The sequence below is a fragment of the Sphingomonas sp. PP-F2F-G114-C0414 genome (assembly GCF_003688595.1).
In the GTDB taxonomy this organism is placed as follows: domain Bacteria; phylum Pseudomonadota; class Alphaproteobacteria; order Sphingomonadales; family Sphingomonadaceae; genus Sphingomonas.
In genome coordinates this window covers 75881-101113 of the sequence record NZ_RCWT01000015.1, presented here as the reverse complement: position 1 = coordinate 101113, position 25233 = coordinate 75881, and the positions used below count along the sequence as shown (strand labels likewise).

Genomic DNA, 25233 nt, shown 5'->3' with positions numbered 1-25233 from the left:
GTTTAATCTGTCTATTCTCTTTCAATGATGCGACCATATTGGCCGCTGAAGTTCAGAGCCGATGTTCAACATGTGCGCACCTCAGCACTATCGGACAACCGAAAACATTTGCTCTTCAAAATTGCGACAGCCGTGCTAAATCGCCTATACTTCAAACTCCTACGGAATCGACAAGTTTTCTCACGTAATCAGCCAGCGGTATCAACAAATTACGATCGCGTTTGGCCATCGTTTGCAAAAGCTCTAGAGATTCCTTATTTTTGTTGAATGTCACGGTACCCTTGCTGACAGATTTAACCGCCTCAGCAATTAATCTACCTCCGTGCACCTCGGCGAGCCATTCCGGGTCGCTAATGCTGCCCTTCCAGCTTCCTACAAGCAGTGGGGGCTGGGCTGCTATTTGCCTCAAAGCCTCGGCAACCTCTTGAGCCGTAGTTGTCGAGGTTGTTTCAACTCTTGCATTAATGAACGCGGAGATCGCCTCTTCGTCCACAAGGTAGCATTCCAACATACGACGCGGTAGAAATATAATCCTATTCAGCGCACGTCGGTTTAAGTCTTCTTGCTCACGATCTGTAAGTTCCTCCGTATCAAAACTGAATACTACTGCCTTTACGAGCGAACTGGTGGCCGAGCTGAGTCGGGTATATATGTTGAAGATGAGAGTTGGATCCAAACGTTTACTTAGGAAATCTCCTGTTGCGGCGACTCTGCTGAAGACAGTGCCACGAGGTACATGGCCAAATAGCTGCTCATAGACATAAGGAAAGCAGCGCTCTTCGGTTTGCCCCTCCACCCAGATGACTCTTTCTGCAGCGAAAACGTCGCTCATCGAGATGCCGAGGTGGTCGGCCATAATCTTTAGTTGATCAATTGCGCCGAGATCGATTGATTGAACATGCGAGTTATACCCCTCACGAGTAACGAGATGGACGGTCGCTGGATTGCCAAAACTGACAACCTCTGGCGAATGCGTCGATACAATGTATTGATGCTCGCTGTATTCTGATTCAAGAATACGCAACAAATTCTTGACTGCTGCAGGATGCAAAAAGCTATTTATCTCGTCAATAACGATTACCGCCTCCTTGACTGTCATTACAGCGGTCAGAATAGCTATAACTTGTGCAACACCTGTTCCACTCTGTGAAAGGGGAAATGCAAGGAGGGGGTTATCTGCCTGGCTTGTCGGCCATATCAGCACTTCAACCAAGTTGGCACCAAAACTGTGAGGTCGCACACTCATGTTGCCCACAGTTGGGAATATATCAGTTAGATGATATACTAATCGATCGAATACACTTACATTTGATCCCCGTATCGTCATCAGTACTGCTGGGAGGTTAGACGCATCCGGTGTCAATCGGGTGGCATGCTGAAAAACACTTTCACCCAACGAAAGTCGCTGAGCAGAAAAGTAAAATAGCTTCCTGTCTAAAGCCTCAATAGCAAGACTTGGTAGATCGTCTCCATTGATGAGAGATTGCGCGAAGGCAATATCTCCATTTTTCCCGGCTACAAGCGCCGCTCCAGCATGAGCGCCTGAACTGAATAATTTATGCGACGGGTACTCCCCTGGCATAATTCCTTCCGGCGATCGGTCGATGGTAATGTCGACACCCTCATGAATTATTTTTTCGGCGTATTCAATGGCGGGATAAAGCTGACCATATGGCGTAGGAATAAGTGTCCTATTTCTTCGCCGCAACTCGTCCTTTAACTCAGACCCGCTTAGTGAAGCCACGATTTGCTGAGTAGGGGTGGGTAGCTGATGGCTCTCAAAGCGTTCGGGTGTGCGATGTGGATCATTTGGCAATTGGCCGTATAATGATCGAAGCAGGGCACTCTTGCCGGCATTGTTAGGGCCGATTATTAAATTCGTGCCTCTCTTCAACTCAATATCGCCGGTGTTAGCGAATGATTGAAAACCGACCAGTTTGATTTTGCTTAAATGCATAGTGCTTAGATCATCCAAAACCTACGATATGGAACTCACAACAACAGGATAACTAAATTGGTTCATATGCAAATCACAAAGTGACCGTTGTATATAATGTACGCTGCACACGTTGGCACCGACGTTTGCTCACCACACCTTCGTCAAGTCGACCGCCTACGTAACGGCAGCACGGCGTTGTCAACTGCCGAATGTTATGTCGGTCCCCATTTTTAAACCCCTCTTTTTTTATTGGAATTCGTGCCGTACAGCACGGAACATAACAAGAACAATATGAGTTGGCGTTATGGTGTCAGTTTTCCAGTCTCAGCCCCGCTGCGAGCGCGGATGCGCTCGGTGTGAAACCGCCTGCGCTATGCTCGCTGTCGTGCGGGACGATCGTCATGACCGTCTTCAGGTTCGCCTGGCGGAACATCGCTGTCGTCCGAGTCCTCGAACACAAGCGGCCCTTGCAGAAGCCCGAGCCCTTTGGGCAGCATCCGTGCAAGCTCATCAGAAAGAGCATCCTGAGACATCCCCTCAGACGCTTTCAGAATGCCAAGAAACATTCGGGCCAAGGCCCGCTGATCCGGCAGCAATACCTGCATGGTGGCGACCTGCACGGTCGGCCTAGGCCGCGGCGGAGCGGCTCCCTCATAGGGATCATCGACGTCACCCGTGAGATACGCCGGCGAGGTCGCCAATTCTCTCGCGATGGCAGCGATGTGCGTCGAGCCGCGGGATTGCCCGACGACCAGCTTATGTATGGTCTGCTGGCTGATACCTACGCGTCGCGCCAGTTCGGACTGCGACAGTCCATTGGCTTTCAGCCGCTCAGCTAATCGTTCACCGTCAATCATAAGGGCAAGCTACAACCAATGGTGTAGTTGCATACGGACGAATAGGTGTTGACCGAACTACAACCATATGTGTAGTCAGCGGTTATGGAGATCGCATCCCCTTCCGCGTCGCTGAAAACGGCGGTTCTCAAATTAGGTTCGCAATCCGCGTTCGCTCGACTGTGTGGCGTTTCGCAGACCGCCGTCTGGAAATGGCTGCAATCCGCAAAGCGCCTGCCCGCTGAGCATGTGCTCAAGGTTGAGCGAGCGACCGGCATTTCCAAGCATCTTCTCCGCCCCGACATCTACCCCGAGACTGAAGAAGTAATCGCGGAGGCTGCCGCCGTCGATTGTAATCGATCCGCGGTTTTCCAGAAGACGGCTTCGCTGTGACTAAGCCCCGCATCCCCGACAGCTTTCCCGACGCGATGATCAAGGTTCTCGCGCAGATCAAAGGGGAAGGCGCCGCTGCGGCGGTCGGCAAATCCGTGAGCACCATTTACGAGTGGTCCAACCCGAACAGCGGCACGCTGCCCTCGCTTCTCGACGCCCTTGCGCTCGATACCGCGCACCGGCTTTCTGGCGGTGAGGGTGCGCCGTTCTGCGATGCGTTCAGCCACCAGCTCGGCATCAAGGTCGACCAGGAAGATGCCTGCCGACGCCAGCTGGTCGCAGACTCGATCGATTTCGTCCGTGAGGCAGGTGAACTGACCTCCGCCCTATTCGGCGCCTCTCAGCCCGGCGCCTCCCCGCTCGATCATCATCGGGCGCTGGTCGAGGCACAGCAGGTTGACGGCGTTCTCCGCCGCATTCGCCGGCGCCTGCCAAATTTCCTTCGTCCCATCATGTCGACGGGGCCGGGGAATTCCGGGGGGACCCATCAGTGACGAAGAAGAGAAACTACACCCCGCGCGTACCCGCGACGGAGTGCCCGCACTGCCTGACGCGGGCGATCGCGTACGACTCCGTCAAGCTGGACGTGTTCACGCGCGAGATCCGCTACGTCTGCCAGGATGCCGATTGCCTACACACCTTCGTAGCGCAGCTGGGCATCTTCCGCACCGTGCGACCGAGCATGAAGCCCAACCCCGCAATCGAAGCGGTCCTGCCGAAGGGCGACTGGCGCTCGAAGCCCGCGAACGATGACCAGCGGGTTCCTGCCAACGACGATCAGCCTGACGCGGCGGAGGTCGCGCCTTCGCCGACCTGATCCCGTGACCTGATCCCCGCGACCTCAGCCGCGAATGTCCTGAACCATCCCCCCCGCCATCCGGAAGCACCCGCTTCCGGCACCGCTACCCCCTTGTCGAAAGGAATGCCCGATGATGCACGTCTTCCCGCGTACATTCACGATGCCGATGCAGAGAGGCGAGCGCGCCGCAACTGCTAGCGCCGCTCCCCTGACGCCCGCCGGATACATCAAGCTGCGTCGCGAGGCGTCGGGAATGTCGACCAAGGTAGCGGCCGGCATGCTTGCACAGAACGCCGATGAGGTTGCGCCCGCACTCAACCTGATCCACGCGCTGGAAACGCCCGGCAACACGGCTCGCCGCCCCGAAACGCTGGAAGCCCTGCGCAGCGTTTTCCCGTTCGACACGGACGTCTACCGCCAGCTCGCCACCGATCCGGCTGATAGCCATCCTCGCATCTGCCGTGGTTGCGGTTGTAGCCATTGGGATCCCTGCACGAGCGACGAACATGGCGCGTGCGCATGGGCGACCGATACCGCCTGCACCGCATGCCTGCCCGACACCGCGCCGGTGGAGTGCAGCCAGTGATCGCTGCGGCACCATGCAGCCCCGCACGGCTGGAGCGCCGCATGCGCAACCGCCGTATCGCCAAGATCGTCGTGGCGATCCTATTCGCGGTCGTTTGGATCCCCGTCGCGATCGTCATGGTCGTCGCCGGCACATCGGATCGGCGTCGCTGATGCTGCACGATGTCCTCACCGGCTTAGCGCTGGCCGTATTCGGCAGCGCAGGCGCAACGGCGATCGGCGTGATCGGCACGACGATTGCTCCCCAATGGGACCGGATCTGCCGGCTTGCGCTTGGCCATATCGAACCGGCCAGCGCGCCTATCGTTGAAGCGGTACGCTGATGCGCTGGTCCGCCACGTACAAGTCGCGTGCGATCGTTGCCACCGTGCTGCTCGCCTGGTCGCCGATCCTCGCATGGTGGATCCTGTGACGTGGCGGACGTCGCGGTCAGCGGTGGCGATCGTGCCCTCTTCGAAGGGCTCGGCCGTACCGGAAAGCAGTGCGACGTCCTGGCCGTCCGCAAGGCTTTCGCCTCGGTCCGCTTCGACGACGGACAGGCCGTCCTCTGCCTCGCCAAGGATCTGCACCCGATCCAGCGACGCCCGCCGCCCATGTTCTGACCCGTTCGCCGCTCTTGGCGAAATGCTTTCTACAAGAACGGCCGCTGGCGCGACCGCTCGATCCCCTCGCACCAACAGGATCTCCATGATGATCAGCGCCGCTCCCTCTGAAGCTCGCAAGTCTCTGCCATCGCCACAACCCAAGACCTGTTCCCCAAAGCGGGAACAGCGCGGCTTTCCGGTCGAAATGCCACGCATGATGGGGCTGCATACTGCCTACGAAATCCTCGGGGGCAAAAAGCAGACGCTGGCGGATATCTTGTGCGTCACCCCGCGCAACGTGAATTTTAAGCTCAACGCTGAACGCGGCATTTCTAACCTCGACCTGTTGCTCACCGCAAAGGCGCTTGAAGCCCGCGGCAACAAGATGCTGGAGCATGCCGCCAAGCTCCGCGCCGTCATGGCTGATGAGACCGTCCCAATGGTGTGCGGCTATTGCCGGGCCGAGATCACAGGCGGCGTATCTGTCATGCACGAGCATATTCGCGTCTCCCACAACGGTACGGGAACGCTCGCGGCGGAAATCATACTCGATAGCACGAAGATCTCTGACACCGCCTCGGCCAAGGCGCTGCGCTGATGTCACGCGCTACCCTGACCGCAAGCCTCCGCGCTCTGGAGATCATCCGCGACGACGGCGCAAAGCGCCTCCACGACGCTGGCATGATCACAACAGCGCTGGCGCACACGGCGATCATCGACAACGCGATCCGCGCGTCGCTGGACCTTGCCTATGCGGTGAAGGCCGCTGCCGAAGGCAACATGGCACCCGCATGGGAGGCGATCGACGTGCTCGCCCTCAGCCAGATCGAGGTGCGGGCTGCATGAACATGATGCCCAGCGAGCTTTCGCGCCGGAGTCTTGCGTCTGACAAAATGAACGGGCGCCCTAGCGACGGTGGCCGGTTCCTCCGCATAAACGACGTGATCGCCACTGTAGGGCTCAGCCGCGCGACGATCTACCGGCTCATGGACGCAGGGGATTTCCCGAAAAGCAAGGCGCTAACCAAGCGCTGCGTCGGCTGGTGGGAAGCAGAAGTATCCAAATGGGTAGCGGCACGACTGGCGGACGCCTTTGACACCGGATGACTAAAAGCTGGGGTCACCAAAGGGGGCACCAGTCTAGTTTTTTCGGATATTTATTTAACGTTTCAGGTGCCTTACCATGACTTACGCCGCAGTCACCCCGTCCGCCAATTTACGTCGCTCGCCCGTGCAAATTCCGAAACGGACGATCAGTTGGTTCGGTCCGGCGGGACGATCGGTAAGGGCAGCGCAGCAATCGCGACGCCTTCGTCCGCAAGAGCCTTAGCCTCGGCGAGGCTCGCCCGCCCGTGGATGGTGGCGTGCTTTTCCTCGCCGAGATGCATGGCGCGGGCGCGATCGGCGAAGGCTGTACCGACCCACTGCGATGATTCGAGCGCCTTGGCCTGCTGTTTCGCCAACATCGCCAGGGCGGACTTGATCGCGTCGGGGCTCGGCGATGGCGCCTTGCTGTTGCCCTTGGCGGGGATCGCAGGGGCCATGAGCGCCTTTATGATCGTGCTATCGCCGCAGATCGGGCAGTGGACCTGCCCCGCTTCGCGCTGCGTTTCGTACGCAATGCTGGAGCCGAACCAGGCCTCGAAGACATGGCCGCCGCCGCACTTCAGATCGAAGACGATCACCGCACGACCGTGACAAGGGGGATGGCACAACGGTGCGCGATCACCGGGATGCGCGATCGCACCTCGCGCAGTCGCTCGGCGTCGATCTCGGCAAAACCCAATCCAGCCGCGTCACCCATGTCGAGCAGGACATCGCCCCAAGGATCGATGACCAGCGAACGGCCGTAGGTCGTGCGTCCGTCGGGATGCTCGCCGGTCTGCGCCGCGGCAACGACGAACGCCCCCGCCTCGATCGCACGGGCGCGCAGCAGTATGTGCCAGTGCGCCGCGCCCGTCGATCGCGTGAAGGCGGCGGGGACGGACAATATAGTCGCACCGGCGTTGCTCAAAGCGCGGTACAGATCGGCGAACCGAAGATCGTAACAGATCGATGGACCGACCATCCCGACGGGCGTGTCGATCACGGTCGCGGTGTCGCCCGCGACATAGGCGGCGGATTCGCGCCAGCTCTCACCTGTCGGCAGATCGACGTCGAACAGATGCAGCTTGTCGTAACGCACGCGGATCGTGCCGGCATCGTCGATCACGAACCCGCGATTGGCGAGCCTGCCATCGGAGCGGCGAACTGCCAACGAGCCCAGATGCACCCAGATACCCGCATCGGCGGCAGCGGCGCAAACCGCTGCGAGCACGCGGTCCTCGGCCTCGCTCACGATCGAAGCGCCCGCCCGGACCCGATCGCGGTCGATCAGGCCGGACATCTCGGGCGTGAACAGCATCGCCGCGCCCTCGGCCGCCGCCCTATTGACCGCATCGACCAGCGTCGCCGCGTTGACGACCGGATCGATACCGCTCGTCATCTGGAGAACGCCGATCCTGGCCATCAGGCCAGCAGAGCGTCGAGACCGCCCTTTGCGTCGAGCGCCGCGAGGTCGTCCGATCCGCCGATATGCTTACCGTCGATAAAGACCTGCGGCATCGTGTTGCGACCGCCCGAGCGCTCGACCATCTCGGCTTTCTTCGGGCCGCCCATCGTCACGTCGAACTGCTCGGGTTCGACGCCCTTCGAGGCGAGAAGTTTCAGCGCGCGCGTGCAGTACGGGCAGAACGCCTTGGTATAGATTTCTACTTTTGCCATGCGCCGGAGATGTGGTTTCCGCCGAGCGCTGTCAACTCGGTGAGGGTAAATTGGGCGGTCAATTCGGCGTGGATCAATCGCTTGCCGTCGGAGACAGCACGCGCGCCCAGCACAATATCGTGACCGATCGCGCACCCGCCTTGAGCAAGACGCGCGTACAGCCGTCCGTGGTCGCGCCGCTGGTATACACGTCGTCGACAAGCACGACCGACCGCCCCCGAACCCGCTCGGGCGCGCAAACGGCGAATGCACCCGCGACCGCCTTCGCGCGCGCTTTCCCTCCCAATCCCCGCAGCACGAGCGTCCGCCGCGCCCGAACGAGTATATCGCAATCGTGGGTGACGCCGGATAATGCCGCCACCGAGCGGGCGATCAGCGTCGCCTGGTTGAACCCGCGCGACCAGATTCGCCATCGGTGCAGCGGCACCGGCACCAGCAGGTCGGCAGCATCGGGCATCAGGCGATGCATATGCCGCGCCATCGTCTCGGCAAAAGCGATCCGGCCGCCATATTTGAGCCGCAGCACGAGGCTGCTTGCGATGGGTCCGTAAGCGACCGCAGCGCGGACACCGGCATGCCGGGGCGGCTCGGCGAGACATGGCGCGCAGACGACGCCATCGCCGCGATCGAAGGCAAACGGGCGGTTGCACGCCACGCACCAGGGCGGTCCGAGAAACCGCAGGCTGCTCCAGCAGATCGCACAGAACCGGTGATCCTCGGCGACGGGTGTCCCGCAGCCGCCACAGCGCGGCGGCAACGCGAGGCCGATGATCCGGCGAAACAGTCCGGTCATGCCGTATCTCCCCTCGCCTTGAAGCCTGCTCCCGTCTGGCTCCCTTGCGAGACCTTGTCGTGGAAGCCCGACCACGGCACAAGCGCAGTCGTGTCAGACAGCCCTCCCGAAATCTTCGACCGCGCGGCGCGTCGCCGGCGTCGCGACCGCGCCGAGCCCGATTATGCCGATCATGCTTTTCTTCGCGAGACGATGCTCGACGGAATCGCCGAGCGGCTCGATGCGGTCACCCGCCCGTTCACCGACATCCTCGACCTAGGGTGTTTCGATGGCGGGTTTTCGCCGCCGCAGGGCGCCCGCGTAGTGCGGTGCGACGCGGGCTTCGCGTTTGCCGCAAGAACCGGCGGGGTACAGGCCGACGAGGATCGCCTGCCGTTCGCCGATGCGTCGTTCGATCTGGTGGTCAGCGCCGGCGTGCTCGACCAAGTCAACGACCTGCCCGGCGCGCTTGCTCTCATCCGACGCGTGCTGCGTCCGGACGGGCTATTTCTCGGCGCGTTCGTCGGCGCGGGGAGCTTGCACGCGCTCCGTGCGGCGTTGCGGATCGGCGAGAGCGAACGCCCCGCCGCGCGCCTCCATCCGCAGGTCGACGTGCGGTCGGCAGGCGACCTGCTGATGCGCGCCGGCTTCGCGTTGCCGGTCGCCGACGTCGAGACGCTCGATGTCCGCTATGCCGATCTGAGCCGCGTGTTCGCCGACCTGCGCGGCATGGCGGCGAACAATATGCTCGCGCAACGCCAACCCCTGACGCGCGACGTGCTCGGCCGGACTTTCGCGGCATTTGGAGACGCTGCCGACGATACGGGAAGAACGCGGGAGACGTTCCAGATCGTCTTCCTGACCGGCTGGTCGCCCGATCCCTCGCAACCCAAGCCCGCTAGACGCGGCAGCGCGACGGCGTCGCTGGGCGACGCGCTCAAACGCTAGGCGATCAGTCCGTCGCCCTCCGCGGCGCGCGCCAGGATGCGTCCCATCGCCTCGAACAGCGCATCCATCGCGACCGGCTTGAAGATCACGTCGTCCGCTCCCGCGGCAAGGCATCGCTGGCGGAGGTCGGGCGCGATATCCGCCGTGACGACGATGATCGGCACGACCGCCTTCGCATCACCTCGGGCGCGGATATGCCGGATCGCGGTTATCCCATCCATGCCGGGCATTCGCAGATCGACCAGGACGATCGCGAACTCGTCGTCATCGAGGATCTTCAAGCCGATTTCGGCGCTCTCCGCTTCGACCATCGTCGCCCCGGCGACGTCGAGCATGTCTTTGACAACACGCCGGTTCATCCGGTCATCTTCGATGAAAAGGACGTTCACGAGGTAGGTCGCGAGGGGCGTTTGAAAGGAGGCGAAAGGACCGTCATGCCGCTACGTCTACGCGTCATGCAGCGTGAGATACAAGGTCAGGAATTGAGTGGTTTTTTGAAACTGATCCATGTAAAACTGCTGCGATGAGATCGGCCCCGCTGACCGGCTTTGCCACGACGCGCGTGATCCCTGTCGCGAGCAATTCCTCGCGTTCCCGATCAGCCGAAATGGGCCAGAGCAGCGTCGTTTCGACACATGCCGATGCGGCTGCGTAGGCGATCCGAGTCAGCGCTGCGATATGATCGCCCTCCCCTCGTACCGTCACGTCGTCGATCAGCACGCGCGCGACATTGCCCAGATCAAGTCGTGCGATGGCTTCGTCGACCGACGTCGCGCACCCGACCGGACCACAACGCGGCGCGAGCAACGTCGTGAACATGCTGCGGGTGATCGGGTTGCGATCGAGCACCAGCGTTACCGTTCCCTCCACAGCGCCGCGTTCGGTGATCGCGATAGGTTCGGCGCGGATCAACGGGAGCGTCAACGTGAACGTCGCGCCGCGACCGATCGCGCTGCCGACCGACACCTCGCCGCCCATCGCACGCGCCAGATTGCGGCAGATCGAGAGACCAAGCCCGGTACCGCCGAATTGCCGCGTCGTGCCCGCATCGGCCTGTTTGAACGACTCGAATATCTCCTCGAACTTGCCCGGCGAGATGCCGATACCCGAATCGGTGACGGCAATGCGGAGGCGGTCATCCGTCGCGACGTCGATCGTCAGCGCCACCTCGCCCGATGTCGTGAACTTGAGCGCGTTCGACAGCAGGTTGAACACGATCTGTCGGACGCGCGCGGCATCACCCATGATCATGTCCGGACAGCCGTCCAAATCGACAACGAACGACAATCCCTTGGCACGGGCCTGCTCGTCCCACATCCGGGTCGCGTCGATTACCGTCGCGCGAAGATCGAACGGCGCGGACTCGATCGTCAAATTCCCCGTCTCCATCTTGGCCACGTCGAGAATGTCGTCGACCAAGGCGCGCATCCTGACACCCGCGCCGTGGACGATGTCGAGGCGGTCGCGGATCGCGGACCCGAGCGCCCGATCCGCGAGCATCACCTGCGTCATGCCGAGGATACCGTTGAGCGGCGTCCGTATCTCGTGGCTCGTGGTCGCCAGGAACTCGGTCTTGGCGGCGAGTGCTTTGCCGAGCGCATCGTTGGTCACGGCGAGGTCGTCGTTCGCCGCCCGCACGCGGTCGCGGCTGCGGCGGATCGTAACCAAGCCGACCGCCAACATTGCGATCAGCACTGCCACCGCGGCCGATGTCCCCAGAAACACGTAGCGCTGAGTCTGCGCGCGCGCGCGCTCGAACGCGATGCTGCGTTTAAGTTCTCTGGCCTTGAGTTGACTGATCTTCAGTTCCTGATTCGCGAAGTCGAACCTTGCCGCCATCAAAGCGGTCTTGGTGCTGGTTGCCAGTTTGGTGGCATCATCATCCAGTCGCTTGATCGCCTGAAGTTGAACCAAGGCGCTCGACGCATCGCCGCTTTTTCTACTGACGTCATAGGCCGTCTGGTGGACGTCCCTGTATGACATATCGGTGGTCTTGGAATCGATCCCCGACAATGCCGCAGAGATCAACTCATGTGCCGAAGCGATATCGCCGTGCTGCAATGCAGCCTGTGCTTCGGTAGCGAACAGCCGGCTGCGTAGCCCCGCGTCAAGCGAATCAGCGGCCTTGCGCGCCATTCTTAGCGCTTGGTCCGCCCGCGCGAAATTTCCAATCTCCAGTTGGATGCGCGCGGTATTGATATAGATTTCTTCTATGAGATTGCGGCTTCCAAGCTTTTTGGCCATCGCCAGTGCCTGCGCCAACTCGTCGCGTGCTTGCGGATAACGGCGCATCTGAGCCAGGGAGAGCGCCCGGTTATTATGAATGGCGAGCGAAAGACTGATATCGATCCCGTAGATATCCAATGCCTGCTGATAATATTTGAGCGCCGTCTGCTGCTCTTGGGCTTGGTCGTAGAGCGATGCGATAAACACCAGAGCGCGCGACTGCCCCCGCAGATCGTCGAGATACCGATATAGTTCGAACGCCCGCTGATAGTCCCGCAACGCGTTGCCCGCCTGACCTCGATTGCTGTCTACCCACCCAAGCGAGAGAAGAAGGTCAGCATGCAGCTTCGACCTCGGTTCGCGCTGCACTACCTCGGTGATAGCACTCCTTACCGCGGCCTCCGCCAAATCTGTCTTGTTCGTCCTTAAATATGCTTCCCCCTGCAGCCACAGCGCAGTTGCCAGCGCGATGTCGCGGCGATCAGCTTGCGGGATGCGTGCGCCGAGACGCTCGGCGTCGATTGCCTTGGTCAGCGCCTCCGTCGGATCGGTCAGCATCGCCTCCTTCGCTGCGGCGACCGCCGTTTCGTAATTTTTGCTGCTCGTCGTCACGCGCGCAAGCGGTGACGCCGTCGCGGATGCGGCGTTCATCAGCAACACCAGCGGCGCCACGAACGTAGCGAAAAATCGGACTAGAGCGTGGGTCAGGCGCGCTTCCACACGGTCGCCAGTCGATTGAATGGCGCCCGGACGTCGGTGGCCAGCGCCAGCGCCTTGCCGTCGTCGAGAAAATGGATCAGCGCATCGATATTGATCGGACGACTGATCAGGAATCCCTGGATCATGTCGCACCCCATCACCGAAAGGAGCGCCATCGCCGCGGGCGTCTCGACGCCTTCCGCGACGACTTCCATTTCCAGCGCATGCGCGAGATCGATGGTCGAGCGAACGATCAGCGGGTCGCGGTTCGAGCTCGTCAATTGAGTCACGAAAAGCTTGTCGATCTTCAATTCTCGGGCCGGCAACTGCTTGAGATACGCCAGCGAGGACAACCCCGCCCCGTAATCGTCGATCGCGATGACGATGCCGATCTCGGCAAAGACCTTGAGGTTCGCGATCGCGCTTTCGGGATCGCGAATGACCGACGTTTCGGTGATCTCGAACCCGAGTTGAGCACCGCTCTGCTCGACCAACGTGCATGCCTGTCTAACGAACCACGCATCTGCCAGGAGCACGCCGGAGATATTGATGAACACCCGCAGATCGTGCCCGGCCCGCGACAATATCTTCTGGTCCTCGATCGACCGTCGTATCGTCCACAGGGTCAGCGGGACAATATCGTGGGTTTCTTCAGCCAATGGAATGAAGTCGCTCGGCAACACCAGTCCGCGTGTCGGGTGGTTCCAGCGAACCAGTGCCTCGACGCTCGTGATCTGCTGCCGCCGAAGGTGGACCTTCGGTTGATACTGCAGAAAGAGTTCTTCGTTTTCGATCGCGACGGGCAAGTCCCGGACGAGTTGAGCCCGATCGATCGCCTCCGTACTTCCAGCTACGTCGAGCGCGACTGGGGTGCGCTCGATACGCGCCTCCGCCAAAGCCTGTTCCGCTGCCTCGATCAGATGAACCTCGTCGCGATGGGGCGCGGCCGCGGCACCACCGAGGCGTGGCTGGATATCATGGGTCTCGCCATCGATATCGAATGGGCTTTCGAACGCGCCTTCCAGTGCAGCGATCGCGACATCGAGCGCAAGCCGCGCCCCGCTCTCGAACGCAATTTCCAACATTTCGCGACCGACCGCAACGACGCGCGCGTCCGGAAGAGCTTCGCGGACCCGTGCGCCGAAATCGACGATCAGTGTCTCCGAACGGGCTTTGCCGAGGTGGCGTCGTAGCGCGGCAAAGTTGGCGATCTCTGCTAGGATCAGGAAACGCCAACCGTTCAGCGCCCGATCGCAGATCCCGTCCTGCCGAAGTTCGCCGAGCAAAACCGAATCGACCAGCCGCGCATCTGTTTGCGTCGGGCTGCACTCGATCTGCGAGTACGGATGTTCGCTCATCCCGTCGTGCTATCGGCGAGCCCTAAACATACCCTTAACCGCAAACGACACACACGCATAATGTATGGTTAACAGACTATAAAGATGATTGTTTAACGTCGCATTAGTGATATGTTGTGCGAGCACCGGTAACGGTGCCCATAAGGGAGCATAAACATGCTGAATTTCATTGTCTTTCTACTCGGTAACACCATCAAGCCTTGGTGAATAACGTTCGTCGGTCCGGATACAGATTCGCTACCAGTTGGCGCGTCAGGTTTCCGGACCGACATTTAACCGTTATTAGTCAATGACTAACGAGTTTTGATCAGGGATGTCCAAACGCGCTTTTGATCAAAGCTTCCAACGCAACGTCAAATAAAACCTTATTAGCTGCAAGTTGCACCAATTCCGGTTTCCAATCCTTGCATTGCCGAACAGCGCTCATTCAGGAGCCGAATCGACGGTTAGGCCCGCGTCATGTCAGCGCGTAGCGAATGAAGCGTCGCCGGGTTCGAGAACCTCATCGAATCGTCGACCGAGCCGAACTTCAACGCTAGCAGATCCAGCGCATAATTCTGGTTCAGCTTCCACGGCTTGCGTGCGCCTTGAACCGGCAGAGCCGCAGCAGCGCGCTGCACATAGCCTGAGGTGAAATCCAGGAACGCCTCCTGCTTCATGCTGGGATCGTCGTTGCTCGGCGTCGCTTGCCGCAACCCACGTTTCTTCATCGTGTTGAGCAAGCGGCAGACATACACCGCGGTCAGGTCCGCCTTCAGCGTCCACGACGCGTTGGTGTAGCCGAAGGTCGAGGACAGGTTGGGCACGCCGTCGAACATCATGCCCTTGTACTGGAGGCGCCCGGCGAGTTTGATCGGCTTGCCGTCGAGGCTGAACGCGACCCCGCTCATCAATTGCAGTTCGAGCCCCGTCGCGGTGACGATCACGTCGGCGGGCAGGTCCTTCCCCGAATCGAGGTGGATGCCGTCGGGCGTGATCCGCGCGATCGTGTCGGTGACGATCGAAGCGGTGCCGGCGTTGATCGCGGTGAACAGGTCGCCGTCGGGCACCAGGCAGACGCGCTGGTCCCAGGGATTGTAGCGCGGGGTGAAGTGCGTCGCGACATCGTAATCGGGACCGAGCTGATCGCGGACCATGCCGATCATCCGCTCCTTGATCTGGGCAGGCCGCTTCCGCGCCATCCGGTAGAAAAACATCCCCATCAGCACGTTCTTCCACCGCGTGATGCCGTACGCGGCCTTGGCCGGCAGCTTGCCACGCAGCCAGTTCGCCACGCCGTCCTCGCCCGGCCGCGCGACGATATACGTCGGCGATCGCTGAAGCATCGTCACGTGCGCCGCGGTCTTCGCCATCGACGGGACGAGCGTCACGGCGGTCGCGCCGCTGCCGATCACGACGACGTTCTTGCCGCTATAGTCGAGGTCCTCGGGCCAGAATTGCGGGTGGACGATCTGCCCGGCAAAACTATCCGCCCCCTCGAACTCGGGCGAATAGGCCTTGGCGTAATTGTAATAGCCCGCGCACATCGAGAGGAAGTTGCAGGTCAGCGTTACCGGACCGTCGGGGCCGGTCGCTTCGACCGTCCAGCGCGCGTCCTCGGTCGACCACGCAGCGGACTTTACGTGGTGGCCGTAGCGGATCTTTCGGTCGATGCCGTACGCTTGCGCCGTGTCCTCGACATAGGCGCGGATCGACGGGCCGTCGGCGATCGACTTGGCCGCGGTCCAGGGGTGGAAGGCGAACCCCAGCGTGTGCATGTCCGAATCGGAGCGGATGCCGGGATAGCGGAACAGGTCCCACGTCCCGCCCATCGACTGCCGACCCTCGAGGATCATGTAGCTGCGATCAGGGCAGCGCGTCTGCAGGTGGTAGCCGGTGCCGATCCCGGAAATGCCGGCACCCACCACGATCACGTCGACATGTTCGGTCATGCTGCATCCTCGCGCCCCGGCGTTACGCCGTAGGTTTCATAACCGAACCTATCCTGTTGTGATCTTTACTCAATAGTCCTTCGTATATTTCACGCTCGCGCTCTGCCCGCCGCTCGATCCCGCGGCCGACAACAGGCTGAGCGCCTTGGTCAGTGCGATCTCAAGCTGGGTCGAGGTGAAGCCCTTCGCGTCCGTCACGATCTCCACATAAATGTTCTTCGTGATGTACTTGCCGGCCGCGAGGCTGGTGCCACGCCCGGTCGCCTGATCGGCACCGAGCACGCGCAACCGGTCGAACCCGGTCGCCGAGCGGAGCTTGCCGAGCGGGTTCAGACCGCCGCCGCCCGACCCGCGCAGCGAGTTCAGTGCGGACGCCAGCTGGATCGCCTCGGTCGCCGACAGGTTTGCCGGGCTCGATCCGAACAACAGGCGGCTAAGCACTTCGTCCTGCGGCAGGACCGGGGTCGACGTGAACGCGATCTGCGGCTTCTGGCCGGTCCCGGTGACGTTGATGACGACGGTGATGTCGCTGGTGGTCGTGGTCGCCTGGATGTTGATGTCGGGATCGGTCAGCGCACCGCCGCGGAAGCGGATCTGGCCCTTGTTCACCTCGAACCGCTTGCCCGAGAACGAGTAGGTGCCGCGGACCACGTCCATGCCGCCGGTGACGATCGGCGCGGCGGACGTGCCGCCGATGTGCATGTCCATCTCCCATTCGGACTCGAGGCCCATTCCCGAGACGAACAGCTGGTTCGGCGCACGAACGCGAAGGTCGAGCTTGAACTTGCCTATCGCAGGCACGTCCGAGCGATCGGTCGAGACCGGCGTACGGATGTCGCTCTTGCGACGCACGCCCGTCAGCTCGGGAACTTCGGCCTGGCCCTGACGGATGATCTGGTAGCGCGCCTCGGGGATCTGGAGATCGCCCTGGATCAGGCCGCCATCGCGTCCGTTGGTGAGGTGAACCGTACCCGTGGTCGTCGCGCTGATCGCGTCGCTCTTGGCAAGCTGCGCATTGTTCAGCGTAGCGCGGATGTCGATCGGGAAGCCGCTATCCGCCGCAAACCCGATTTTGCCCTGCGCCTGCAAGGTACCGTCGCCGGCCTTTGCGCTTAGCTGCGTCAGTTGCAGGTCGGTGTTCGAGAACCGCCCAGCGATCCGCATCTGCGACAGACGCGTGCCATAGGTCTCGTTGTCGTAGGTCAGGTTGTCGGCCCGGACGACGCCGTTCAGCTGCGGTGCGGACAGGCGCCCGGAGAAGTCGGCGGCGACCGCGATCGGACCCGACAGCTGCTGGTTCGGGATCGCGGCAAAGCTGAACAGCACTGCCGACGGGCCGTTATAACGGATCCCGCCCGACAGCGGCGCGGCCATCAGGCGCGTGCTCCACGAACCGTTGCCCGCCGGCAGCGGCCGAAGATTTGCGACCATCCGGCCGATGACCGACGTTCCGCGACGCACCAGTGCACGACCGGTCGCACCCTCGCCGCCGAGCGTTCCGGCGAACACAATGTCGACGGGGTCGGAGACGGCAGCGAGACCCGAGCGGGTGAAGTTGGTGACGGTCACGCGTGCGTCCGCGGTCGGCAGTGCGGCCGAGTTCGCCTGCGCAAAGTCGAGGCTGCCGGTCGCCTTGCCGCCGATGCCGAGGTTCGGAACCAGCGCGGACAGCGTCGACAGATCGAGCCGATCGAGCCGGACCTGCGCGTTCGTGCCGCGGCCGTAGCTGCCAGCCAAGCGCGCCGAGCCACCGCCTGCGCCGCCGAAGTCGATCCGGGTCGGCGACAGGCGGTACTCGCCCTTCACCGCCTGGATACGCGCCGGATTGACGGTGCGGAAGTCGATGCCGTTCGCCTGGCCCTGTGCGGCGACGAGGTATTTGTTGGGGCTGAGCTTCGCGTTGACCGCGAGACGGAACGGCACGCCGTTCGAGCCGGTCAGCAGCGCCTGCGCAGTGCCGTTGCCGCCAACATAGTTTACCTTCGCGCGTGCCGCCGAGAGGACGATCGCGCCGTAGCGCATGTCGGCGATCTGCGCGTCGGCGACGATCTGTGGCGTCGGGGTCAGCACCGCAGTGGCGTTGACGATCGCGCGGCCGATGGTGAAGTCGACCATGCCGGGGATTTTGGCGCCGTTGGCACGAGCCGCGACGTCGGCGCGCTGGTAGCCACCCTGGTTGGCGAGGCGCACGTTGCCCGACAGGCCCTGCCCGGCGAACTGGAGCGCACCCGCGAACGGGCCGGCGGCGGTCTGCACGATCCGACCGCTGCCGACGATCCCGGCGAATACGACGCGGCGCACATCAACCGCGAGTTGCGCGCCCGGCTTGACCAGCACGTCAGCGGTGAATGGCCCATAGTTGGTGCCACCGCTCGCGGTGACGGCATACACGCCGCCACGGCCGACGATGCGCGCGTTGAGATTGACGAGGCCAACGCCCACGCCCGGCCGCGGTGCACGCAGGACGACGACCGGCGCCGTCGCGCTGCCCGTCACGCGAGCGGACAATGGGCCATAGGCGGTCGAATACGCGTCGGCATTCACCAGCACCGCGCCGGTGGCCGGATCGAACCGGCCTTCGCCACTCGTCACGCGGAACTGTGGCGCGTTCATGCGGAGATTGCGGAAGGTGACGATGCCTTCGGGGCTGTAGCCGATGTCCGAGCGGACGATCGCGTTGCCGCCGAGGAAGCTGCGCGCGCCCTCATTGAAGATCTGCGAGGTCTGCGCGACGACGCGACCGGTGATCCCGAAGCCGCCCTTGGGTCCCGGCACCAGCTTGGCGTCGGTCGTCAGGTTGACGATGCCGATCCCGTCGACGCGGTAGTTGTTGATCCGCCCCTTCAGCGCGCCGGTGTAGCGCCCGGTCGCCATGTTCGCGACGACCACCGCGGTCGCGTCGATCTTGTCCGAACGGATCTTGAGGTTGTCCGAGAGGACGTTGACGCCGGAGATCGCGAAGTCGCCGTCGATCGCGACGTTAGTCGCGAGCCCGCCGACTGCGGCATTGAGCCCCGTCACGCGACGTGCACGCGCCTTGATCGGTACGAGGATACGGTCCGAGTTCACGCGCGCGAGACCCTCGGCGTAGAGGTTCTCGACGCCCATGTCGCCGAACGCGATCGTTGCCGCGCGGACCTTGTAGTCGACCGTCGGCGTCGCGAACGCACCGTCGAGCACGACGCGCGCCGTGACGTCACGACCACGAAGGTTTGGCAGGATCGCGCCCGGGGTCAGCAGCTTCGCGTTGACCGCGAAATTGCCGAAACGGCTGTTGGCTAGATCGATCAGGCCACCGGCATCGACCGCGAGCGCGTCCGACTTCAGCGTCATCCGCGTGTCGGCCTTGCGGTCGTTGAGCGTCGTGTCGATCGCGACGTCGAGCTGCGGCGACGTCAGGCGCTCGACCGGACCTTCGAGATACAGACCGGGACGCGTCGAACCGCGCACTTCGATATGGCCGTTCTTCGCGGTCAGGCCGAGGTTGGCAAGTTGCCCGCCGCCGAGCGTCGCGACGGTGCGACCCTGCCACGAGGCCCAGCTGCCGCGGCCGTCGATGGTTGCCGTCAGCGGCGCCTTGAACGACCCCATCGTCGAGACGACGCCGCCGACCGGGGCGGTCAGCTTCACGTTGACGTCGAGCTTGTTCTGCTCGGGCACCGCGTCGAGCTTGAGCACGAGGCGGTCGCCACCAGCGATGCCGGGGCCGGTCAACGCGGTCGCGTTGGTGGTCAGCTGCGCGCGCTTGTCGGCGATGTGGACCGCGCCGTCGATCTTGACGATATGCGTCTGGCCGGTGACCGGCTTGGCGATCAGGAAGCGATCGATCACCAGACGGTTCACGTCGATGTCGAGATCGGGGAGCAACGGCGCGTTCGGATCGGTCGGCGTCGCGTTGAGCACGGGACGGCGCTGCAGCGTCACCAGCGGCGTGGTCAGCGAGCGCACATCGACATGGTTCTTGGCGAACGCGAACGGACGCCAGTCGACGGCGAGCTTCGGGCTGGTCAGGAAGACGCCCTTGGGATCGGACACGCGTACGTCGCTGAGCGTCATCGCGCCGTAGATCGAGCCGTCGATCCGGCCGACCTTGATGTTCAGCCCGGATGCGGTCGTGTAGCCGCCGATCTGGTCGGCGACGAGACGCCGACCCGGATCGGTGTTGATCCCGAACAGCACGATCAGGACGAGCGCGACCAGGCCGACAGCCAGGATCGCGAGCCATTTCAGGATGCGCTGCCATAGCGGGCGACGGTCTACGATCACCGTTTCGGTCTGCTCGAACTGGTCCCGCTCAGCAGGGCCCTGTTCAACAGGTGGAGTGCCGTTTTCGGCCATCAGAATGCCTGCCCGATCGAGATGTAGAGGGCGACCTTGCCGTCGCCCTTGCGGGGGTTCAGCGGAGTCGCGACGTCGAACCGCATCGGGCCGAAGCTGGTGTAGAAGCGCCCGCCGATGCCCGCGCCGTAGCGCAGGGACGACAGGTTCGGCGTGCTGCTCTCATAGCTGTTGCCCGCGTCGATGAACGGCACGATGCCGTAATCACCGAACCGGTAGCGAGCCTCCAGCGCGAATTCGTTGAGCGAGCGGCCGCCGACCGGGTTGCCGTTGGGATCGAACGGCCCGAGCCGCTGATAGCCATAGCCGCGCACCGATCCGCCGCCGCCGCCGTAGTAGCGCCGCGAGGGGGCGAGATCGTCGCGGTCGACGCCCTGGATCGAGCCGGCCTTGGCGCGGCCCGCGATGACGATGCTGCTGGAGACGGGATAGTAGAACGTCCCCTCGATCATCGTGCGGACGTACGGCTTGACCGACCCCTGCACCGAGGTCTCGGGGCTGAGGTTGAGCGTGAGGCGATAGCCCTTGGTCGGGTTGAGCAGACTGTCCGAGCGATCGAACTTCACCTGACCAGGCAGCGCGACGATGCCGTAAGTCCGGCGGACGTCCTTGCCTTGCGTGAAGTCGTAGACGCTTTCGTTCGTGCCGACGAGTTCGCCACCGTAATAATAGGTCAGCGGCTTCTGCCAGATCGGCGTGGAATCGTAGCTCCAGCGAACGCCGACGCTGGTCGTGAACGCGTCGTAGGCGTCGTAATTCGAATGGTTCGCGCCGGCGGTCAGGCTGAACGTCTTGTCGCGCTTGCCCGCGTTGGCGCGGCGGAACGTGCCCGCCAGACCCTGCTCCTGCGTACCGGCGATCACCGACGCGATCAGTGCGCCCTCGTACGGGAACAGGTTGCGGTGCTGCCACGTGCCTTCCGCGCGGAATCCCTGCCCGGTCGAGAACCCGACATTGCCGCCGAGCGAGCGCGGCTTGCCTTCGCTCTGGCGCACCAGCAGGTCGACCTGCTCGGTGCCGTCGGGGTTGATCGTGCCGGTGCGGACCGGTTCGACCGAGACGGTCGAGAACAGCGATGTCACGACCAGCGCATCGCGCAGGTCATCGGTCATCCGGTTGTCGTAGAGTTCCCCCGACTTGAACCGCGGGAACAGGTTTAGATGCTCGAGGTTGAAGACCGGATCGCCCTCGGTGCGAAGCTGCCCGAACGACGAGCGCGGGCCGGTATCGACGGGCAGCGTGTACGCGCCGGTCGGGGTCTGGTCGTCGAGCAGGATGTCGCGCTCGCCGACCTTGACGAACGGATAGCCCTGCTGCGGCAGCGTCAAGCTGACATTCGCCTCCGCGCCCTGGATCCGCGCGGCCTCGATCGGATCGCCGACCTTCAGCGGCAATTGCGTGCGGACGAGATCGGGCGGGGTCGTCGCGTCCGCCTTCACGGTGATCGACGACAGCGAATAGAGCCGGCCGGGTTGCGCGCTGACGGTCGCCTTCAGCCGCGCGGGCTTGGTCTTGTCGGCGTCGGGGATCGTCTCGATCGTCGAGATCGCGGTCGCATCGTAATAGCCGAGCGACTTCAGCAACCGCACTGCGAGCGCCTCGTCCTCGCGCGCACGCGCTGCGACCTGCGTGGCGTTCGCCGCCTTGCCCTTGCCCTCGGCGAGCGCGGACAGTGCCTTGTATTCGCCTTCGAGCCCGTCGCCCGCCTTGTCGAGACCCTTGGTCGCGGTCTCGTAGCGGATCTCGGGCGCGTCCTTATCCTTGATGTCCGCCGCGGTCTGGAGCGGGGTCGTGTCGAAGCTCGACAACGGCGTCAGCGGTTGCGCGAGTTGCGGATCGCTGGGGCCGGTCGGCGGCAGGACGTCACCGGCGAGCGTGGTCGCGGGGGTCGTTGCGATGGCGGGTGTCGCAGGTGCCTGGGCGCGTGTCTGGGCAGGTGCCTGGGTCGTCGGAGCGGGCAGCGGCGCCATCGCTTCCAGCGGCGCGTTCAGGTCGCCGCTCAACGGCGGCAGGGCGCTGTCGAACTCGGCGTCCGGCACGATCGGCGCATCGGAACGCGGGTCGTTCGATTGCGGCTGATCGCTGGGCTTGGGCGCATCGGGCCCCTTGGCCAGAGCGGTGCCCGGCTTGGCAAGCTGTGCGGACGCGAGGCCCGCAAATCCCCCGGTAAAACCTGTAGTCGACGCTACCAACGCCAGAGCGAGCCAATGATGCCGGCGGTTAGAAGCTGTCACACGATCCCCTTTGCAGGCAGCGATCGTGCTCGATTCACCCCCATCTTCGTCCACGTAACGCACATAGGACGGCTTGGTTTCACAAAAATTAACCTCAGACACAGCCGATTAGGCCACCGACCGGCATGACGATCGTATCGTGGCCGGGGCGGTCGATCCGTAGCGTCGCGGACGTCACGGTCGCGCCGGCGGAGATGTCGGCGCGGACGGCGACCGCCATGTCGAGCGTCGCGGTCACGTCGCCGCCGCGATATTGCGTGACACCGCCAAAGCCGAAGCCGATCGCGGGCGACTGGGTCGTCATCGCATAGTCATTGGTCTTGCCGTCGATCGCCAGGCGGATCTGCGCGGGGTCGGCGGTGGCCATCGCGACGAGTTGTCGGCCGGTGTCCGTGCTCCAGAGATACGCGGCGCATCCCTTGGCGGGGAGCTTCTGCGTGCCGATCGCGCCGAGGGGGCCCGGACCTGGATTCGTCCCCGGATTGGCCGCGGCAGACGGGGCCGCGGCTTGCAGCGCGAGCATAAGAGCGAGCGAGATCATGGCGTCAGGCCTATCATGAACAGCCACGCGGGATAAGCCGCGATCGCCAGCAACGCGCCGAACGGGAGCGCGGTGTCCGACGCCATGCTGCGCCCCTTGAGGTGCGCGGCCAGCACGACGCCGAGCCCGATCATGCTCGCGATCAGCAGGACGGCAGGCAGCATCTGCCACCCGAGCCACAGCCCGATCGCGCCGAACAGCTTGGGGTCGCCGCCGCCCATGCCGTCGCGGCCGCGTATGCGTCGATAGCCGAATGCGACCAGCCACAGCGTGCCGAATCCGGCGAGTCCGCCGATCAATCGCTCGGGGAGCGGCGGGTCGATACCGAGCGCGGCGCCGACGAGCCCGGTCGCGGCGAGAAGGATCGTCAGCCGATCGGGCAGCCAGAATGCGACGAGATCTAGACTTGCCAGCGCCAGCAACAGCCATCCGAACACCGCGCCGGCGATGCCGACTATCCCCGGTGCGACGATCCCCGCCGCCAGGCCGATCGCCAACCCCGCCAGCTCGATCCGCCAATGCACAGGACTGATCGCGACGCCGCACCCTCGACACCGGCCACGCAGGACGATCGCGCTCAGCAGCGGTACCAGCTCGACCGCGCGGAGCGTCCGCCCGCAGCCGTCGCACGCCGACCGCCCTTGCATCACCGATCGCCCGTCGGGCCAGCGCGTCACCAGCGCCGCGATGAAGCTGCCGATGATCGCTCCGAGCACCCCCAGCAACACCGCCCAGAACGGGGTCTCAGACACCCGTTTTCCGCACCAGGTAGCGATACACGCCGAGGAGGTTGATCCCGAACAACACGATGTTCTGCGTGCCCAGCGCCCAGTCCCCGGTCAAGGCCGCACCGCTCAGCCACGCGATCGACGAGCCGACGAACAGCACGAACCCCCACCCCGTCACGCGCCGCCCGAAGTCGAGCGACACCATGAAGGCGGCGATCACCCCCGACCCTGCTGCACACCATTTGAGCGTCGTGATGAGTGTTTCCATGATGGGAGGTCTAGGCGCATCGCGCGGTGCTTTGTATTGCCGCACATCAACCCCAGATACGGGGGCAGAAGAATACATGGAGAGTGAAGTGGCCGCCGATCGAGATCCCATCGTCATCCTGTCCTACGCGCGCACGCCGATGGGATCGTTCCAGGGCGCGCTTGCCGGCGCGACCGCGACGCAGCTCGGTGCCGATGCGGTGCGCGGGGCGGTCGAGCGGTCGGGCGTGTCGGCGGCGGGGATCGAGCGGATCTACATGGGCTGCGTGCTTCCCGCCGGGCTCGGCCAGGCGCCGGCGCGACAGGCGGCGATCAACGCTGGGCTTGGCGATCATGTCGAGGCGACGACGGTCAACAAGATGTGCGGATCGGGGATGCAGGCGGCGATCCTTGCCGCCGATGCGCTCGCGGCGGGCTCGGTGGACCTGCTCGTCGCGGGTGGCATGGAGAGCATGACCAACGCGCCGTATCTGTCGAAAAGCCACCGAGGCGGCGCGCGGATCGGGCACGACCGGATGTACGACCACATGTATCTCGACGGGCTCGAGGATGCGTATGAACCCGGCAAGCTGATGGGCAATTTCGCCGAGGACACCGCACACGAATACCAGTTCACGCGTCAGCAGATGGATGACTATGCGATCGAGTCGCTCCACCGGGCACAAGCCGCGCAGAAGTCCGGCGCGTTCGACCGCGAGATCGTCTCCGTGGATATTGCGGGGCGCAAGGGCACGACCACGGTCTCGCTCGACGAGCAGCCGGCCAAGGGTGACGTCGCCAAGATCCCGACGCTGAAGCCCGCCTTCTCGAAGGACGGCACGATCACCGCCGCCAACGCCTCGTCGATCTCCGACGGTGCTGCGGCTTTGGTGATGACTCGGGCGAGCGTTGCGGAACGGCTCGGCATCACGCCGATCGCGCGCGTTGTGGCCCACGCGGCGCATGCCCACGCGCCTGCCCTGTTCACGACCGCGCCGGTGTTCGCGATGCGGAAGGCGATGGAGAAGGCTGGCTGGTCCGCGTCGGACATCGACCTGTTCGAGGTCAACGAAGCCTTCGCCGTCGTCGCGATGATCGCGATGCGCGACCTTGGCCTGCCGCATGAGAAGGTGAACATCCACGGCGGTGCGTGCGCACTCGGTCATCCGATCGGCGCTAGCGGCGCGCGGATCCTGGCGACGTTGCTGTCGGCGCTGGAGACGACCGGCCAGAAGCGCGGGCTTGCCTCGCTTTGCATCGGCGGCGGAGAAGCGACTGCGATGGCGGTAGAATTGATGAACTGACGGTATCGAG

The 25233-nt window shown here is 63.2% G+C and carries 26 protein-coding genes; 11 read left to right on the top strand and 15 right to left on the bottom strand.

Annotated features, from left to right (window positions below):
* Window positions 1–151: 151 nt before the first annotated feature.
* Both C8J47_RS17430 and C8J47_RS17425 read right to left on the bottom strand, forming a co-directional pair.
* The gene (locus tag C8J47_RS17430; RefSeq protein ID WP_121886730.1) at window positions 152–1957 is read right to left on the bottom strand and encodes an ATP-dependent endonuclease; all 1806 of its coding nucleotides are present in this window, start codon (window positions 1955–1957) and stop codon (window positions 152–154) included.
* 353 nt (window positions 1958–2310) lie between these two features.
* Window positions 2311–2796 (bottom strand): helix-turn-helix domain-containing protein, encoded by a 486-nt coding sequence (locus C8J47_RS17425; protein ID WP_121886729.1) that lies wholly within the window; start codon window positions 2794–2796, stop codon window positions 2311–2313.
* A gap of 84 nt (window positions 2797–2880) precedes the next feature.
* Here C8J47_RS17425 and C8J47_RS17420 point away from each other — a divergent pair, with 84 nt between their 5' ends.
* The 9 genes from C8J47_RS17420 (at window position 2881) to C8J47_RS17385 (ending at window position 6242) form a co-directional block, all read left to right on the top strand.
* On the top strand, window positions 2881–3168 hold the full coding sequence (locus C8J47_RS17420) for a YdaS family helix-turn-helix protein (protein WP_121886728.1): 288 nt from the start codon (window positions 2881–2883) through the stop codon (window positions 3166–3168).
* Between the two features lie 35 nt (window positions 3169–3203).
* Complete coding sequence (locus tag C8J47_RS17415; RefSeq protein WP_147454358.1) at window positions 3204–3662, top strand: hypothetical protein; 459 nt, start codon at window positions 3204–3206, stop codon at window positions 3660–3662.
* Window positions 3659–3985 carry an ogr/Delta-like zinc finger family protein gene (locus C8J47_RS17410; RefSeq protein ID WP_121886726.1) on the top strand — a complete coding sequence of 109 codons (327 nt, stop codon included), beginning with the start codon at window positions 3659–3661 and terminating at the stop codon, window positions 3983–3985. The genes C8J47_RS17415 and C8J47_RS17410 overlap by 4 nt, the downstream gene beginning before the upstream one ends.
* A gap of 112 nt (window positions 3986–4097) precedes the next feature.
* Complete coding sequence (locus C8J47_RS17405; RefSeq protein WP_121886725.1) at window positions 4098–4553, top strand: hypothetical protein; 456 nt, start codon at window positions 4098–4100, stop codon at window positions 4551–4553.
* A 151-nt stretch (window positions 4554–4704) separates the two neighbouring features.
* Window positions 4705–4875 carry a hypothetical protein gene (locus C8J47_RS19265; RefSeq protein WP_183129158.1) on the top strand — a complete coding sequence of 57 codons (171 nt, stop codon included), beginning with the start codon at window positions 4705–4707 and terminating at the stop codon, window positions 4873–4875.
* 90 nt (window positions 4876–4965) lie between these two features.
* Window positions 4966–5154 (top strand): hypothetical protein, encoded by a 189-nt coding sequence (locus C8J47_RS17400; protein ID WP_121886724.1) that lies wholly within the window; start codon window positions 4966–4968, stop codon window positions 5152–5154.
* An 85-nt stretch (window positions 5155–5239) separates the two neighbouring features.
* Window positions 5240–5734, top strand: coding sequence for a hypothetical protein (locus C8J47_RS17395; protein ID WP_147454357.1), 495 nt, complete (start codon window positions 5240–5242; stop codon window positions 5732–5734).
* A complete protein-coding gene (locus C8J47_RS17390; protein WP_121886722.1) occupies window positions 5734–5982 on the top strand; it encodes a hypothetical protein in 249 nt (82 codons plus the stop codon). Before C8J47_RS17395 ends, C8J47_RS17390 begins: the two co-directional genes overlap by 1 nt.
* A 47-nt stretch (window positions 5983–6029) precedes the next feature.
* Window positions 6030–6242, top strand: a complete 213-nt coding sequence (locus C8J47_RS17385) for an AlpA family transcriptional regulator (RefSeq protein ID WP_121886797.1) — start codon at window positions 6030–6032, stop codon at window positions 6240–6242.
* Between the two features lie 146 nt (window positions 6243–6388).
* On the opposite strand, the gene C8J47_RS17380 is transcribed toward C8J47_RS17385, so the two are convergent.
* The 4 genes from C8J47_RS17380 to C8J47_RS17365 all read right to left on the bottom strand — a co-directional run bounded on the left by C8J47_RS17380 (window position 6389) and on the right by C8J47_RS17365 (window position 8691).
* On the bottom strand, window positions 6389–6820 hold the full coding sequence (locus C8J47_RS17380; RefSeq protein WP_121886721.1) for a DUF1178 family protein: 432 nt from the start codon (window positions 6818–6820) through the stop codon (window positions 6389–6391).
* Window positions 6817–7644 (bottom strand): carbon-nitrogen hydrolase family protein, encoded by an 828-nt coding sequence (locus C8J47_RS17375; RefSeq protein ID WP_121886720.1) that lies wholly within the window; start codon window positions 7642–7644, stop codon window positions 6817–6819. Before C8J47_RS17375 ends, C8J47_RS17380 begins: the two co-directional genes overlap by 4 nt.
* Window positions 7644–7898, bottom strand: coding sequence for a glutaredoxin 3 (gene grxC, locus C8J47_RS17370; protein ID WP_056050631.1), 255 nt, complete (start codon window positions 7896–7898; stop codon window positions 7644–7646). Before grxC ends, C8J47_RS17375 begins: the two co-directional genes overlap by 1 nt.
* Window positions 7899–7971: 73 nt before the next feature.
* Window positions 7972–8691, bottom strand: coding sequence for a ComF family protein (locus tag C8J47_RS17365; RefSeq protein ID WP_121886719.1), 720 nt, complete (start codon window positions 8689–8691; stop codon window positions 7972–7974).
* 90 nt (window positions 8692–8781) lie between these two features.
* Here C8J47_RS17365 and C8J47_RS17360 point away from each other — a divergent pair, with 90 nt between their 5' ends.
* Window positions 8782–9618 carry a class I SAM-dependent methyltransferase gene (locus C8J47_RS17360; protein WP_121886796.1) on the top strand — a complete coding sequence of 279 codons (837 nt, stop codon included), beginning with the start codon at window positions 8782–8784 and terminating at the stop codon, window positions 9616–9618.
* Here the strand turns inward: C8J47_RS17360 and C8J47_RS17355 are convergent.
* The 9 genes from C8J47_RS17355 to C8J47_RS17315 all read right to left on the bottom strand — a co-directional run bounded on the left by C8J47_RS17355 (window position 9615) and on the right by C8J47_RS17315 (window position 23941).
* On the bottom strand, window positions 9615–10007 hold the full coding sequence (locus tag C8J47_RS17355; protein WP_056050637.1) for a response regulator: 393 nt from the start codon (window positions 10005–10007) through the stop codon (window positions 9615–9617). The genes C8J47_RS17360 and C8J47_RS17355 overlap by 4 nt on opposite strands.
* A gap of 64 nt (window positions 10008–10071) precedes the next feature.
* Window positions 10072–12564: an ATP-binding protein gene (locus tag C8J47_RS17350; RefSeq protein WP_147454356.1), complete on the bottom strand. Its 2493-nt coding sequence runs from the start codon at window positions 12562–12564 to the stop codon at window positions 10072–10074.
* The gene (locus tag C8J47_RS17345; protein ID WP_121886717.1) at window positions 12549–13901 is read right to left on the bottom strand and encodes an EAL domain-containing protein; all 1353 of its coding nucleotides are present in this window, start codon (window positions 13899–13901) and stop codon (window positions 12549–12551) included. The genes C8J47_RS17350 and C8J47_RS17345 overlap by 16 nt, the downstream gene beginning before the upstream one ends.
* 446 nt (window positions 13902–14347) lie before the next feature.
* Window positions 14348–15832, bottom strand: coding sequence for an NAD(P)/FAD-dependent oxidoreductase (locus C8J47_RS17340; protein WP_121886716.1), 1485 nt, complete (start codon window positions 15830–15832; stop codon window positions 14348–14350).
* 69 nt (window positions 15833–15901) lie between these two features.
* Window positions 15902–20170: a translocation/assembly module TamB domain-containing protein gene (locus C8J47_RS17335; protein WP_121886715.1), complete on the bottom strand. Its 4269-nt coding sequence runs from the start codon at window positions 20168–20170 to the stop codon at window positions 15902–15904.
* Window positions 20170–22284, bottom strand: a complete 2115-nt coding sequence (locus C8J47_RS17330) for a BamA/TamA family outer membrane protein (protein WP_404969296.1) — start codon at window positions 22282–22284, stop codon at window positions 20170–20172. Before C8J47_RS17330 ends, C8J47_RS17335 begins: the two co-directional genes overlap by 1 nt.
* A 214-nt stretch (window positions 22285–22498) precedes the next feature.
* Window positions 22499–22945 carry a hypothetical protein gene (locus C8J47_RS17325; protein WP_121886713.1) on the bottom strand — a complete coding sequence of 149 codons (447 nt, stop codon included), beginning with the start codon at window positions 22943–22945 and terminating at the stop codon, window positions 22499–22501.
* Entirely contained in the window at window positions 22942–23697 is a 756-nt protein-coding gene (locus C8J47_RS17320; RefSeq protein ID WP_121886712.1) for an A24 family peptidase, read from the bottom strand. The genes C8J47_RS17325 and C8J47_RS17320 overlap by 4 nt, the downstream gene beginning before the upstream one ends.
* Complete coding sequence (locus C8J47_RS17315; RefSeq protein WP_165895429.1) at window positions 23690–23941, bottom strand: hypothetical protein; 252 nt, start codon at window positions 23939–23941, stop codon at window positions 23690–23692. The genes C8J47_RS17320 and C8J47_RS17315 overlap by 8 nt, the downstream gene beginning before the upstream one ends.
* 88 nt (window positions 23942–24029) lie before the next feature.
* On the opposite strand from C8J47_RS17315, the gene C8J47_RS17310 reads away from it, so the two are divergent.
* On the top strand, window positions 24030–25223 hold the full coding sequence (locus tag C8J47_RS17310) for an acetyl-CoA C-acyltransferase (RefSeq protein WP_404969293.1): 1194 nt from the start codon (window positions 24030–24032) through the stop codon (window positions 25221–25223).
* Window positions 25224–25233 lie beyond the last annotated feature (10 nt).

Excerpts from the sequence above, each read along its gene's own strand:
- C8J47_RS17430 (WP_121886730.1), bottom strand. The coding sequence starts at position 1,957 with ATGCATTTAAGCAAAATCAAACTGGTCGGTTTTCAATCATTCGCTAAC.
- C8J47_RS17425 (WP_121886729.1), bottom strand. The coding sequence starts at position 2,796 with ATGATTGACGGTGAACGATTAGCTGAGCGGCTGAAAGCCAATGGACTG.
- C8J47_RS17420 (WP_121886728.1), top strand. The coding sequence starts at position 2,881 with ATGGAGATCGCATCCCCTTCCGCGTCGCTGAAAACGGCGGTTCTCAAA.
- C8J47_RS17415 (WP_147454358.1), top strand. The coding sequence starts at position 3,204 with ATGATCAAGGTTCTCGCGCAGATCAAAGGGGAAGGCGCCGCTGCGGCG.
- C8J47_RS17405 (WP_121886725.1), top strand. The coding sequence starts at position 4,098 with ATGATGCACGTCTTCCCGCGTACATTCACGATGCCGATGCAGAGAGGC.
- C8J47_RS19265 (WP_183129158.1), top strand. The coding sequence starts at position 4,705 with ATGCTGCACGATGTCCTCACCGGCTTAGCGCTGGCCGTATTCGGCAGC.
- C8J47_RS17395 (WP_147454357.1), top strand. The coding sequence starts at position 5,240 with ATGATGATCAGCGCCGCTCCCTCTGAAGCTCGCAAGTCTCTGCCATCG.
- C8J47_RS17390 (WP_121886722.1), top strand. The coding sequence starts at position 5,734 with ATGTCACGCGCTACCCTGACCGCAAGCCTCCGCGCTCTGGAGATCATC.
- C8J47_RS17385 (WP_121886797.1), top strand. The coding sequence starts at position 6,030 with ATGAACGGGCGCCCTAGCGACGGTGGCCGGTTCCTCCGCATAAACGAC.
- C8J47_RS17375 (WP_121886720.1), bottom strand. The coding sequence starts at position 7,644 with ATGGCCAGGATCGGCGTTCTCCAGATGACGAGCGGTATCGATCCGGTC.
- grxC (WP_056050631.1), bottom strand. The coding sequence starts at position 7,898 with ATGGCAAAAGTAGAAATCTATACCAAGGCGTTCTGCCCGTACTGCACG.
- C8J47_RS17365 (WP_121886719.1), bottom strand. The coding sequence starts at position 8,691 with ATGACCGGACTGTTTCGCCGGATCATCGGCCTCGCGTTGCCGCCGCGC.
- C8J47_RS17345 (WP_121886717.1), bottom strand. The coding sequence starts at position 13,901 with ATGAGCGAACATCCGTACTCGCAGATCGAGTGCAGCCCGACGCAAACA.
- C8J47_RS17340 (WP_121886716.1), bottom strand. The coding sequence starts at position 15,832 with ATGACCGAACATGTCGACGTGATCGTGGTGGGTGCCGGCATTTCCGGG.
- C8J47_RS17335 (WP_121886715.1), bottom strand. The coding sequence starts at position 20,170 with ATGGCCGAAAACGGCACTCCACCTGTTGAACAGGGCCCTGCTGAGCGG.
- C8J47_RS17325 (WP_121886713.1), bottom strand. The coding sequence starts at position 22,945 with ATGATCTCGCTCGCTCTTATGCTCGCGCTGCAAGCCGCGGCCCCGTCT.
- C8J47_RS17315 (WP_165895429.1), bottom strand. The coding sequence starts at position 23,941 with ATGGAAACACTCATCACGACGCTCAAATGGTGTGCAGCAGGGTCGGGG.